12 protein-coding genes and 1 tRNA gene are annotated in these 12458 nt (G+C 64.1%); 10 read left to right on the top strand and 3 right to left on the bottom strand.

Annotated features, from left to right (window positions below):
• Positions 1–356: 356 nt before the first annotated feature.
• The 8 genes from HUW46_RS22300 to HUW46_RS22265 all read left to right on the top strand — a co-directional run bounded on the left by HUW46_RS22300 (position 357) and on the right by HUW46_RS22265 (position 7566).
• Positions 357–773 carry a hypothetical protein gene (locus HUW46_RS22300; protein ID WP_215549113.1) on the top strand — a complete coding sequence of 139 codons (417 nt, stop codon included), beginning with the start codon at positions 357–359 and terminating at the stop codon, positions 771–773.
• A 19-nt stretch (positions 774–792) separates the two neighbouring features.
• Entirely contained in the window at positions 793–1077 is a 285-nt protein-coding gene (locus HUW46_RS22295; protein ID WP_215549112.1) for a hypothetical protein, read from the top strand.
• Positions 1078–1326: 249 nt separating this feature from the next.
• Positions 1327–3063, top strand: a complete 1737-nt coding sequence (locus HUW46_RS22290) for an ATP-dependent nuclease (RefSeq protein ID WP_215549111.1) — start codon at positions 1327–1329, stop codon at positions 3061–3063.
• On the top strand, positions 3060–4817 hold the full coding sequence (locus HUW46_RS22285; protein ID WP_215549110.1) for an ATP-dependent helicase: 1758 nt from the start codon (positions 3060–3062) through the stop codon (positions 4815–4817). Before HUW46_RS22290 ends, HUW46_RS22285 begins: the two co-directional genes overlap by 4 nt.
• A gap of 231 nt (positions 4818–5048) precedes the next feature.
• On the top strand, positions 5049–5315 hold the full coding sequence (locus HUW46_RS22280) for a hypothetical protein (RefSeq protein ID WP_215549109.1): 267 nt from the start codon (positions 5049–5051) through the stop codon (positions 5313–5315).
• A gap of 442 nt (positions 5316–5757) precedes the next feature.
• A complete protein-coding gene (locus HUW46_RS22275; RefSeq protein ID WP_215549108.1) occupies positions 5758–6138 on the top strand; it encodes a TIR domain-containing protein in 381 nt (126 codons plus the stop codon).
• A gap of 4 nt (positions 6139–6142) precedes the next feature.
• On the top strand, positions 6143–7093 hold the full coding sequence (locus HUW46_RS22270) for a caspase family protein (RefSeq protein ID WP_215549107.1): 951 nt from the start codon (positions 6143–6145) through the stop codon (positions 7091–7093).
• Complete coding sequence (locus tag HUW46_RS22265) at positions 7093–7566, top strand: hypothetical protein (RefSeq protein ID WP_215549106.1); 474 nt, start codon at positions 7093–7095, stop codon at positions 7564–7566. The genes HUW46_RS22270 and HUW46_RS22265 overlap by 1 nt, the downstream gene beginning before the upstream one ends.
• A 248-nt stretch (positions 7567–7814) precedes the next feature.
• Here HUW46_RS22265 and HUW46_RS22260 read toward each other — a convergent pair.
• Positions 7815–7888 (bottom strand) — tRNA-Lys (locus tag HUW46_RS22260).
• A gap of 371 nt (positions 7889–8259) precedes the next feature.
• Here HUW46_RS22260 and HUW46_RS22255 point away from each other — a divergent pair.
• Positions 8260–8682, top strand: coding sequence for a histone-like nucleoid-structuring protein Lsr2 (locus tag HUW46_RS22255; RefSeq protein ID WP_215549105.1), 423 nt, complete (start codon positions 8260–8262; stop codon positions 8680–8682).
• Positions 8683–8766: 84 nt separating this feature from the next.
• Here HUW46_RS22255 and HUW46_RS22250 read toward each other — a convergent pair whose 3' ends face one another.
• Complete coding sequence (locus HUW46_RS22250) at positions 8767–10224, bottom strand: alpha/beta hydrolase (protein ID WP_442860950.1); 1458 nt, start codon at positions 10222–10224, stop codon at positions 8767–8769.
• A 152-nt stretch (positions 10225–10376) separates the two neighbouring features.
• Positions 10377–11291 (bottom strand): LysR family transcriptional regulator, encoded by a 915-nt coding sequence (locus HUW46_RS22245; protein ID WP_254126419.1) that lies wholly within the window; start codon positions 11289–11291, stop codon positions 10377–10379.
• Between the two features lie 8 nt (positions 11292–11299).
• On the opposite strand from HUW46_RS22245, the gene HUW46_RS22240 reads away from it, so the two are divergent.
• Positions 11300–12454 (top strand): FAD-dependent monooxygenase, encoded by a 1155-nt coding sequence (locus HUW46_RS22240; protein WP_331477289.1) that lies wholly within the window; start codon positions 11300–11302, stop codon positions 12452–12454.
• The last annotated feature ends 4 nt before the right edge of the window (positions 12455–12458 follow it).

Here is a 12458-nt window from a genome sequence, read left to right as displayed (position 1 = left end):
GAGTGGTGTTGGGCCTGTCATGGTGTGCACAGCGCTGGGTTCGCAACGGAGCCGAGTCCGCGAGGGGTAAACCAACGATGGCCAACCGTCGACGGTCAGCGCCTCCTCGTCCTCCGTCACACTCGGTTCTGAAAAGGGAGTCCATGCCCGACAAACGAGCATACGAGGCCAGTACAATCGACTGGGCTCGTATCCGGGCCTAGGCCAAGCGTGTCGCCCGCGAGAGCCGCAAGCCAAAAGAGAGCGGAATTTCCTACCACAAGACGGACTACCAGACCGCGACAAAGCGAGTGGAGGTCAAATACGGTCTGTTCAAGATGTTCACGCGATCTGAGAGCCAGTCGGAGACAGTCGCCGTGAATCAGCGGGTGGATGTCGTCGGACCCCATTGGGTGCTTGATCGCCGCCATCACAGTATTGAGCGCAACGCGAGATATGGGCGTGGTAATCGCGGCAGTCAACGGGAAACCACCCACGAAGAACACTACGTTGTCCTGTTGCCAGACGGAACACTAAAGAAGGTTGCGGTATGGAATGAGGAGGTTGTGACTATCGACGACGGCTCTGTCTACCAATTTGAGACTCCTGATCATTCCATCCGCAGCGTGTACGAGTCGGATGTTGAGGACATGGACTTCGAGAAGCACTACGCGTCGCACGGGAACCCTGGCGACTCAATTGTGACATGGGGCGATCAAAGGGTCCGCGGCAGACGGCTACTTGTGCATGCCAAAGGAGTTGGGTTGTCTCAGGCCTTGAAGCGTCTGCTGTGACGAGAGAGCAGGTATGGGCGTGACTGAAATGGATAGGTTGGGAATCTTGTTCGAGGAGATCGGCGCGCGTCAACGAGCGACCGACGAGCAACCTCTCGAAGTGGCTGCGAAGAAAGAAATCTTAGATCGTGTACTTGAAGCTCAAATCCTGCTGCCGCCGGGAAATGAGCATATTTGGGACGACTTTCGGCTGTGGATTATGCGAAGCTGGGCTGTTGTCCTAAAACGATATGGCGACGACGCAGCTGAACCTTGGCGTGTCTTCCTGGTTGAAGTGAACGAGATGATCGGAGTCCGTTCCTAGTCGAACGAACGCGACCAGGTGACACTTTCGGTATCTTCCCCGGACTGGCCCGCGCGGCAGCATCACGGGATCGATGGCCGCTGGCCGTTACAAGGCGCGGCTGAGGTTCATCACATCGAGTAGCTTCAGGGGTGTTCGACCGGTTACGGCGTAACGAGCCTGGCCTGGCACACGACCAGGCGTCAGACGGGCTGACGAGCGAGGTGGGAGCTCAAGCGGTAGGTGAACCTTCTGCACCGTCGTATACTGGTGAACAACAGCGGAGTAAACATGCGCATTAACCGGCTCAAGATAAAGAACTTTCGCAACCTCGCCGACATCGACGTCGAGCTTCTTCCTGGCACCGTGGTGGTGGGCGAGAACCGAGCTGGCAAAAGCAACCTCCTCCACGCCTTGCGGCTCATTCTCGATAGCACTCTGTCTTTTTCCGACCGGCAGTTGTCTCGTGAGGACTTCTGGGACGGCTTGTCGGACGGCTCCGACGGATGGGACCCCTTGATTCAAGGACAAGTCATCGAAGCGTCGATCGACATCGTCGAATTCGAAGACGACCCCAAGCTGCCAGCCGCTTTGGCGGAGGCGCTGCTCGACGACGATCCGCTTCGAGCGCGCCTCACGTACCGGTACGCGCCGGTGGATACGGGCGAAGAGACGCTCAAGCCGAAGTACAGGGGTGAGGTGTATGGCGGTGAGGGCGGGGGGCGAGCCATCTCCTACGAGCTGAGGAGCTACTTACACCTGGTCTTCCTGCACGCTCTTCGCGATGTGGAAGCCGACATTCGGAACTGGCGCCGTTCACCGCTGCGAACCCTCCTACTGGCGGCCGCAGCGGCGGCGTCGGAGGACGACCTCGGCGAGGTTCAGGTGGCGATGAAGGAAGCCAATGACAAGTTGAATAGTCTTGACGTCATCAAGGATCTCAGCGACAACATCGGCCAACGGCTCGTCGACATGGTCGGTGACAATCAGGCGATAGCGACCGAGCTGGCCGCGGCGCCGGATGACCCGATGCGGCTGATCCGCGCCATGCGCCTGTTCGTCGACGGCGACGCGCACCGGAACCTTGGCAGTGCCAGTCTGGGTACGTTGAATGTGCTGTATCTGGCTTTGCAGCGGTTGGGCCTCGACACGCGGCGGGTCGATGACGAAGATATCGCGCATGTGGTTCTGGCGATCGACGAGCCGGAGGCGCACCTGCACCCTCACCTGCAGCGGTTGGTCTTCGGCGGCCTCCTGGACGGCCAGGAGGCTACGACCGTCCTAGTGACGACCCAGTCGCCGCACATCGCGAGCGTTGCCGATCCGCGGAGTTTGGTCGTGCTGCGGACGGTTGGTGGTCAGACCGTTGCGGCCGCAGCGCACCGAGCCTCGCTCAGTGACGTTGAGTGGGACGACGTCGGCCGCTACCTCGACGCCACCCGGGCGGAACTCGTCTTCGCCCGTCGAGTGCTCCTGGTCGAAGGCTTCGCGGAGCAGGTGTTGGTGCCGAAGCTCGCCGAGGCGCTCGGCATGGACCTCGACAAGCTCGGTATCTCGGTTTGTGCCATTCACGGGACCCACTTCAGCTCCTACGTCCAGCTGTGTAATGCCCTTGAGATTCCGTGGGCGATCCTGACCGACGGCGATGTGGCTGCCAGCGGAGCACGGGCTGGCGATGCGCGAGCCGCCAGTCTGCTCGAGCTATTGGGGCGCACGGGCGATGCCCAGAAGCATGGAATCTTCGTCGGTCGCTCCACCTTCGAGCATGATCTTCTTGAAGAACCGGCTAACATGACGGCAGCGTTCGACAGCTTGAGCGAGTTGTGCAAGGCGCCGTCGGTTGCGACGATCGAGTCCTGGAACGGGCAGGACCCCGGGTACGACGAGTTCATGAAGATGATCAAAAACGCGGGCGGCAAAGGACGGTACGCTCAGCGCTTGGCGCTCCGGCCGGTGCACGCGCCTCAATACGTGGAGGCTGCGCTTCGGTACCTGGAACAGCGGTGAGCGCGCTGTCCGCATCGATCGCGGACCTTAAGCACAACCCTCAGCAGTGGCAGGCCTTCACGTCCCAGGGGCACTGCGTGGTTCTCGCACCGCCGGGCAGCGGGAAGACAAAACTGCTGGCTACTCGGTTGGCCTATGACCTCATCAACAAGATCCCGAAGCCCCAAGGCGCGACCTGCATCACCCTGACGAATGCTGCCGCGGACGAACTACGCCGACGTGTTGAGAGCCTTGGGGTCGAAAGCCGATCGAACTTGTTCGTCGGGACGGTCCACGGCTTCGCCCTCGGCAAGATCATTGCGCCGTTCGCTGAGGTGGTCGGTCGTGAAGACCTCGTGAATATCTCGATCGCGAGTGAGAACCAGTGCCGCAGCTTGCTTAAGGACGCTATCGCCGAAGTATTTGGTAACGATAACAAGAAACACGTTGACTCCACGATCAAAATAAATCGGGAGCGTCTCGCAGGTGACGAGGACTGGGCTCGGCATAGCGACAAGGTTCGTGAAGCTTGCCTACGGTACGAAGCCAAGCTGCATGAACGGGGCTTGCGTGATTTTACCCAACTTGTGACCGCGGCGGTCGAGATCGTCGAGAAGCACGAGCCGATCCGACGGGTCCTCACCGCGCAGTATCCCCACATCTATGTAGACGAATACCAAGATCTGGCACCTGGGCTGGACCGTCTCGTCAAAGCGCTTTGCTTCGATCAGGTGGTGAATGCGGAGTTGTTCGCGGTCGGCGACCCCGACCAAGCCTTGTACGAGTGGATGGGCGCACGGCCTGATTTGTTGCACAAGCTCGCTCAGTATCCTGGTGTGACTCGGGTTGAACTGGAGCACAACTATCGGTGCGGTGAGGCGATTATCCAGGCCGGCAACTTGATGCGCACCAGCCGAAGGCCGATCGTCGGTAGTCGTGCCGGTGGTCAGGTATCGGCCGTGCACTGTCCTGGCAGCTCAAAAGAACAATATCGACATCTTGTGGCATACGTGCGGGAGACTATAGGGCGCGGCGTGCCGCTGCATGAGATCGCTGTTCTGGCCACTATACGAGACCAGTGTGAAGCCGTGACGGCGTTGCTTCGAGATAGCGGGATTCCTGTCTTCTTTCGAAGTCCGGAGTACCGACTCACTGTCGTGACAGGATTCATCGAAGCGGCGGCCGCATGGGCGACGCTAGGACGCGAGACGAGCAATTACCGCCTGGTCGACCTTTTGCAAAGGTGGCGAACGATCTTCGGGCGCAGTTGGTCACGTCGTGACAACGTCGCACTGACGGAACTTCTGATGAATCTTCGTGATCACTCCGCGCAGCCGGCGGCCTCTTTTGTGGAAAGCCTTATGGAGCGTGGGTTGAAGCGAGCTCTCGCGCAAATGGAGATGGCAGACGACGCCGTCGAAGTCGAGCGCATGAGGGTGGCGCTGGCTACCGGCGGTCTTCGAGGGGTTTCGATAGTTGAACTTGCTGAACGCGCACGCAAGGTGGACCGAGTCGAAGTCACCACGATGACTTCAAGCAAAGGACTTGAGTTCGACGTGGTGTTACTTGTGGGTGCCAACGAGGGAAATATCCCGAGCTATCATTCAGGTAGCGATTCGGCCAAGATTGCCGAGGATGGGCGAAAGTTCTATGTGTCGATTACCCGGGCTCGAGAGGAGGTAAGGATTTTCTACTATGACTTTGTTGTTACCCAGTATGACACGATAAAGCCTGCGGCGCCGAGTCGTTTCCTTCGAGAAATCGGTTTAATTTAACACCCAGTACCGACTGTTCGGTTTGGCGATTCGGTCTTCTGTGCGGAACTGACTGTGGTTTTCGTGGGAGGTAGTGTGTTGCAAGTGGGTCTCGGGTCGGTCAATCGTCTCGCAAGGAACATGCTTGCGTGTCACCATGGTGCATGATTAAACCACTTCTTGACATGGATCGACTTCGCCGCGAACGGCCCGAGTTGGATCGACAGTTCCGTGAGACCGAGGAAACTATTCGTGATAAAGTTGCCAAACAAGCTGCAAATTGGTCACATGTTTCCCGCAGGTGCTTTGGACAATGGATTGATCATGAAAATTACGATGGCAAGCCGCCGGGGGAGACTTGGGGCCAATGTAGCTTGGGTAAAGATTGTCGCCGCGCTGGCGATCGCGGTGGCCATCAAGCCGCTTCGAGTTGTCGAATCATCTTTGATTCGTGTCCACGTTGCGATGAAGAATGATGATGAGATGTCGCGCAGATGCACTACATCTTATTTAAGCTAGATGGAATAATACTGCCGAGTTGATCGAATTCTGGCACGTCGGTAGGAAGTCCCCAGACTGGGTGTCCTTGACCAGGAAGTCGACAGCGCCCGCGCGCAGTGCGTTAAACACGCCCTCGGCCACGGCGTACGCGGTCAGGATTACGACGTGCGCCCCGGCTTGGGGCATGATTCGCCACGATGCGCCGGGCACCTCACGCCGTGTGACCGGCATGTTCAAGATCAGCAGGACACATCGTTCGTGCGAGGTGAGCCCTCCAGGACCTGATCTGTTAGCGGCTGTGTTACGCGGACGATCTTCTGTACGACTACTGACTATTGGCAGGCGCCTCTTCGTCCAGGGGCGACGTTGAGTGGTTTGTCGGTGCCTTCGGGTACGGCGCCGGGCCATCGACGGTGGCGCGTAGTGCATCACCGCGACGAGGATGGAGTGAGGGATCGGGATGGCAGATCGTAAGACGGTGTTCATCGCCTTCGCCAAGGAAGACGAGGCGCGGCGGAACCTGTTCACGGGCCAGCGTGTGTCAGCGAGGACTCCGTTCGAGTTCACCGACATGTCGGTGAAGGAGCCTTACGAGACGGAGTGGAAGAAGCGGGTCCGTACTAGGATCGTTCGTTCCCGTGGGGTGATCGTCTTGATCTCACGCGCCACCCCGCAGGCGACGGGGCAGCTATGGGAGATCACCTGCGCGGTCGAAGAAGATAAGCCGCTGCTGGGGATCTGGCTGGACGACGGCTACCGGACCAAGCCGACCCAAATGGGCATGTCACGGTGCGTGCCCTGGACGTGGGAGGCGGTCACCTCGTTCATCGACGGCCTTTGACCTCATGCGACGTGCTCTGCTGGTCGGGATAGACCACTACGACAACATGCAGGACCTGAGTGGGTGTGTCAACGACGCCACAGCACTGGAGCCGCTCCTCGCGCGTAACGAGGACTACACCGCGAACCTATCCTGCCGGCTGTTGACCGGCACGGTAAACCGGCGCGACCTGTTGACCCGCGTTCGAGAACTGTTGGCCGATGGCGCCGATTTCGCGCTGCTGTACTTCGCCGGTCACGGCATGCTCGTGGCCGGCGACGTCGCCCTAGTGACCAGCGACGGCGACGAGGAGACACTCGGAGTCCGGTTCGCTGAGGTGTTGGAGATCGCCGTGAACTCGCAGGTCAAGGAAATAGTGGTGATCTTGGACTGCTGCTTCGCTGGTGGTGCAGGCACGGTCACGGCGCTCACGAATGCAGCGGTGCTGCGCAGCGGCATGTCTATTCTGACGGCCAGCCGCAGTGATCAGACCTCCGCTGAGTCCGGTGGCCGCGGACTGTTCTCCACTCACCTTGAGGGTGCGCTCGACGCTGGCGCGGCTGACGTGCTCGGCCACGTCACCGTCGCCGGGCTGTACGCATATCTGTCGGAATGCTTCGGCCCGTGGGATCAGCGCCCGACGTTCAAGGCCAACATCGACCGACTACACGACCTGCGACGATGTGCTCCAGCACCGCCGCTGGCCACGCTGCGCAAGCTCATCGAATGGTTCCCCGTGCCTGAGTACCACTTCCCGCTCGATCCGAGCTTCGAGCCCGACAAGTCGTGCTCCGGGCTGGACCCCCATCCGGAGCACGAGAAGATCTTCACTCAGTTGCAGACGTGCCGGGCGAACAAGCTGGTCGAGCCCGTGGATCATCAGCACATGTACTTCGCGGCGATGGAGAGCGGAAGCTGCAAGCTGACCGCACTGGGACAACACTACTGGCTGATGGCGAAGCAGGGAATGCTGTGATGTCCATCGGAGTCAGCGGGCACCAGAATCTGCCCGCCCTGGCACGAGCCCGCGCCGAGAAGGACATACGCGCGTTGCTCGCCCGCCAGGTCGGCCGGGTAATCGGGCTGTCCAGTCTCGCTGCAGGCGCGGACCACCTGTTCGCCGAACTCCTTGTGGAGACCGGGCATCGCCTGCACGCGGTAATCCCCTGCCGCAGCTACCAGGAAACCTTCACCGGCGCAGACCTGACCACCTACTTGGGGCTGCGCGCGGCCGCACACACGGTCACTGAACTCGACTTCCCCAGCCCCAGTGAGAAGGCCTTCGATGCTGCTGGGAAGTACGTGGTCGAACACTGTGATCTGCTGGTCGCAGTCTGGGATGGGCGGCCGGCGCACGGCCTCGGTGGCACTGGCGACGCGGTCGCCCGTGCCCGCAAGCTCCACCGCGACGTGCTGATCACCTGGCCCGAAGGGGTGCGGCGAACGTGATCTCCACCTTCCGAGGGCTGCCGGTCGCGGTGTTAGCAATACTGCCCGGTGCTGCCTACACCTTCGCGCTGGAACGGGTCGCGGGCAGCTACGGTGTGAGTTTCTCCGACCGACTCGTGCGGCGGTCGCCCGCAGGCCGATGGCGGTCTCCGTTTGGGCTCCGTTGCTCACAGAGCGCCCGATACGCCGCGACACTGCCCAACATTAACGTCAGCGGAAAATGTGGTCTGACCTGCACAGATTAACCTTGGGCGACACTATGCAACACTCGTTAACACGGCAAACCCGGGGATTAAAAGTCCCTTGCTCTACCAACTGAGCTAGCGGCCCGTGTGCAGAGTTTAGCGGGCGGCGGTTGGGCATCACGCGGCCAGGGTCGCTGGTGGATCCTGATCGGCGGGTCGGGCGTCGGCGAACTGGCTGGGAGGCACGGTCCGGACGCGAAAGGTGACGGCGCGGATCGTTGTGGTGACGAGGTTCCGAGTCCGCTTTTCACTCGCGCCTCTGAGGTGCGAAATCCGTGTCGGGCACGATCGGGAATTCGGATAACGGGCGCTGGTCCGGGGAGATCTCGGCTGGTGATCGCGGTTTCGGTGCGGTGTTCGCGCCGCCGTTGGGCCGTTCGGGTTACCCTGCGCACGGTGACACCGCCACCTCCCTGCACGCGGTGTCTTGTCAGGAGGAACGACCAGTATGGCCCAGAAGGTTCTTGTCGAGATTCTCGACGACATCGACGGCACGGAAGCGTCGCAGACGGTTCCGTTCGCGCTCGACGGCGTCAGCTACGAGATCGACCTGTCCGACGACAACGCCGCCGCGCTGCGCGGTGAGTTCGAGTCCTACATCGCCGCGGCCCGCCGCACCGGTGGCCGCAAGGTCCGGCTCGCGACCGGGCAGTCCGCCGCGGGAGGCGGAAGCGCCACGACCTCGTCGACGGACCGGGAGCGCAACCGCCAGATCCGCGCGTGGGCGCAGGACAACGGCTACGACATCGCCGAGCGCGGCCGCCTGTCCGCGGAGATCATCAACGCCTACGACGAGGCCCAGCAGGCCGAGGCGGAGGCCGAGGCGAAGCCCGCCCGCAAACGGGCGGCCCGCAAGAAGAAGGCCAGCTGATCGCCGGGTGACCTGGCTGCCCCCGACCGGCAGCCAGGTCACCCGCCGCGGACTGTCCGAACGAGACAATCCGAAGTGGACCGGTCAGGCCGGTTCCGCGGCGCAGGCGATATCGTCCGCGGGCCGTTTTCCGGTGGTGAGGAAGGCGTTCACGGCTTCCGTGGCGCACTTGTTCTTCCCGAGCAGGTAGGTGCCGTGGCCGCCCTGGTCCGCGGTCACCATCCTGGCCCGGTCACCGAGCGCCCGGCGCATCTCCTCAGCGCCGCTCAGCGGGGTCGCCGGATCGCGCAGGTTCTGCGCGATGAGCACGTTCGACGGTCCGTCGCCGCCGATCCGCACCGGGGGTTCGACCGGCGCGGACGGCCAGAAGGCGCACGGCCGGATGTTGGCCGCCGCGGCACCGAACATCGGGTAGCGGACCCGGTCGGTCGCGACGTCCGCCTGGTAGCCGCCGACCGACTTCGGCCAGGTGCTGTCGCCGCAGATCACGTAGAGATGGCTGGACAGCGCGTTGTCCGGGTCCGTCTCGGGTGCGCCCGGTGGCGGAGGCGGAAGCGGCCCGCCGGTGTTCAGTGCTTTGTAGAGCTCGGCCAGCATCGGGAACTGCGAATCGCCGTACAACAGGCCGAACGTGGTCAACCGGAACAGCGCGCCGTCCATGCCGTCCGGCCGGGGCGCCTTGTCCAGCCGCGCGGCGAGTTCGAAGTACTTCGCTTCCACCTGCTGCGGTTTCGCGCCCAGCCCGTACTCCGGGTGGGCGGCGACGAACTTCGCGAAGTCCGGGAACCGCTTCTGGAACCCTTCGGCCATCAGGCGCCCGCCGTGGCGGTCCAGCCCGCCGGGCGGCAGGCTGCTGTCGAGCACGACGCGGTCGCTGGTCCGCGGGAACAACGTGGTGTAGACCGCGCCGAGGTGGGTGCCGTAGGAGTAGCCGAGGTAGGACGCCTTCCGCTCGCCCAGTGCCGCGCGGATCCGGTCCATGTCGCGCGCGGTGTTGGCCGTCGTGATGTAGGGCAGCAGCGGCGCCGTTTTCGACGTGGCGCACTGCTCCGCGACGGCCTTCACCTCCTGCGCCCGCTTCGCGACGTCGGCCGCGTCCCTCGCGTACGGCGGGACGTTTCCGCGCGCCTTCTGCTCGGGTGTCAGATCGCAGGTGACGGGCGTGCTGTGGCCGACGCCGCGCGGGTCGAACCCGATCACGTCGTAAGCGTCCAGCACGTCCTTCGGCATGCCCCGGTCCCGGAGGAACGCGGGGAAGTTCAGGCCGGGGCCGCCGGGCCCGCCCTCGTTGGTGAGCACGACGCCGCGCCGCTTGCCCGGGTTCGTACTGGCGAGGCGGGAGATCGCGACTTCGATCGTCCGCCCGCCCGGATCCTGGTAGTTCAGCGGAACCCGCAGCGTCGAGCACTCCAGGCCGGGCGCCGCCACGTCCTTCGGGCACGCACCCCATTCGATCCCGCCCGGCGCCGCGGCGGCTTCCGGGACCACGACCATCGTCGCCAGCGCGGCGACGGCGAACGCGGCCGACACAGTTTTTCGCACCTGACCTCCTCCTGACCGTGGACGGGCCAGCGGCCCGTCACCCAGCCGACGCTAAGGCGGCGCGTGCGGGCACCACATCGTCAACTAGGAGGAGGCCGTCTCGTCCGCAAGAGCTACGAACCGGCCACAGTGGACAGTCCGGATGCGACCGATCAGTGCTCGGTGATCGCGCGGAGCGCGTCGGCGATGAGCGCGCGCAGCCACCGGTGCGCGGCGTCACGGTCGTGGCGGGCGTGCCAGGCCAGTACCGCGGGAATCGGCGAGGTGGGGCCCGGCATCGGGTAACTGCGCAGCGAAGACGGCAGCGCGTGCCCGGACAGGAGCCGGGGAGCGACCACGACCAGGTTGTGCGTGGCCACGATCCGCAGCGCAAGTGCCAGCGTCGGCACGGTGAAGGCGACCTTCCGGCTGAGCTTCCGCTCCTTCAGCAGGTCGTCGACGCGGTTGTGCCTGCCGCCCTGCCGGGAGATCACCACGTGGCCGAGCGCGGCCAGCGCCGCCCACGACGACGGGGGCCGCGGCAGGTCGCGGCGGCCGATCACCGCCAACTCGTCGGTCAGCACAGTGGTCGAACGGGCGTCGGCGTGCGCCGGGACCTGATTGGTGATCTGCAGGTCGACGCGGCCGCGGCGCAGATCCTCGGCGGCGACGTCGGCGGCGTCGCTGAGGACTCGCAGGCAGACCCCGGGAGCCATCCGGGTGAGGTCGGCGGCGAGGTGGGTGACGAGCGCGTCGACGACGATGTCGCTGCACTGCACGGTGAAGGTGCGGTCCAGGGTGGCCGGATCCACCTCCGTCGCCGGGGTCAGCACCGCGTTGGCGCGCGTGACCAGGTGGTGCACCTCGTCCCGGATCTGCTCGGCGTAGGGCGTCGGCAGCATGACCCGGCCGGAGCGGACCAGGATCTGGTCGCCGGTGGCCTGCCGGATCCTGGCGAGGGTGCGGCTCATCGCCGGTTGTGTGACGTACAGCCGGTCCGCGGCCGCGGTGACGCTGCGCTCGTCGAGCAGTGCGTCCAGGGTGACCAGCAGATTGAGGTCCAAATGCACACCGGTAATGCTAGCCATGCCGAACCATGCATTTGAAGTCATCCGTTTTCCGCTATTGGCTGGTGAGGAGACACCACCGGAAGGAACGAATGATGCGCACTGTGATCGTGGGGGCCGGTCTCGTCGGGCTCACCACCGCGGCTTCGCTGCGGCTGCTCGGGCACGAGGTCACCGTGCTGGAACACGCGCCGCGCGTGCGGGCCGTCGGTGCCGGTATCGGCTTGTGGCCGAACGCGCTGCGGGAGTTCGACACACTCGGCATCGGCGACGAAGTCCGGCGCCTCGGCGAGCCCACCGACGCGTGGTTCTACGACGCCGCCGGGAATCCGAAGCGCGCGGCGGGCTACGACGCGTCCGCCTACCGGTTCCTGATGGTGCCGCGCCCGGAGCTGACCACCCTGCTCGCCGATACCACGGGCAGGGACCGGATCCGCCTCGGCGCGCACGTCACCGGCTACACCGAGTACGACGGCCGGGTGGAGGTGCACCTCGGCGGCGAGCGGTTGCGGGCGGACCTGCTGATCGGCGCGGACGGGGTGTACTCCGACGTGCGCGCCGCCATGGTGCCCGGCAGCGCGGCGGTCGAGCACGAGGGCAACTACGCGTGGCGTGCGGTGGTGCCCTCCGGCGGCGAGCGGCCGGAGGGCACGATGGTCACCATCGGCGGGGAACGCACGAGGGGCGGGTACACGCGAGTCGCGAAAGGACAGACGATGTGGTGGGTCGCCCAGTTCGATTCCGGTGAACTATCGGGCAGCAAACGGGATCGGGCGTTGCGGCGCGCCCGCCACGTGGCCGAGTCTGGCTGGCACGACGAGCTGCTGGAGCTGATCGCCGCGACCCCGGAAGAGGCCGTACTGGAAAACCAGATCATGCTCGTGCCCGAGCTGCCCCGCTGGACCACCGGCCGGGTCGCGCTGATCGGTGACGCCGCGCACGGCCTTTCCCCGCATCTCGCGGCGGGCGGCACACTGGGCATCGAGGACGCTGGTGTCCTGCGGGCCGAACTGGCGAGCGGCTCCGCCGACGCACTCGCCCGCTACGAAAGCGTTCGCCGCGCCCGCTTCGAGAAGGTGCGCGAACATTCCACCGCGATCGAGTACGCCGTCGGGGCCGCCGAGTCGGCCGAACGCTACGCCGCGTTCAGCGACTGGATGCTCACCACCGCGCCCGCCACTTGAGCCT

This window comes from Amycolatopsis sp. CA-230715 (genome assembly GCF_018736145.1).
Taxonomy (GTDB): domain Bacteria; phylum Actinomycetota; class Actinomycetes; order Mycobacteriales; family Pseudonocardiaceae; genus Amycolatopsis.
Note: the sequence above shows the minus strand (reverse complement) of the source record. Positions and strands in the feature narration are given on the sequence as shown.

Excerpts from the sequence above, each read along its gene's own strand:
- HUW46_RS22275 (WP_215549108.1), top strand. The coding sequence starts at position 5,758 with ATGGCAGATCGTAAGACGGTGTTCATCGCCTTCGCCAAGGAAGACGAG.
- HUW46_RS22270 (WP_215549107.1), top strand. The coding sequence starts at position 6,143 with ATGCGACGTGCTCTGCTGGTCGGGATAGACCACTACGACAACATGCAG.
- HUW46_RS22265 (WP_215549106.1), top strand. The coding sequence starts at position 7,093 with ATGTCCATCGGAGTCAGCGGGCACCAGAATCTGCCCGCCCTGGCACGA.
- HUW46_RS22255 (WP_215549105.1), top strand. The coding sequence starts at position 8,260 with ATGGCCCAGAAGGTTCTTGTCGAGATTCTCGACGACATCGACGGCACG.
- HUW46_RS22245 (WP_254126419.1), bottom strand. The coding sequence starts at position 11,291 with ATGGCTAGCATTACCGGTGTGCATTTGGACCTCAATCTGCTGGTCACC.
- HUW46_RS22240 (WP_331477289.1), top strand. The coding sequence starts at position 11,300 with ATGCATTTGAAGTCATCCGTTTTCCGCTATTGGCTGGTGAGGAGACAC.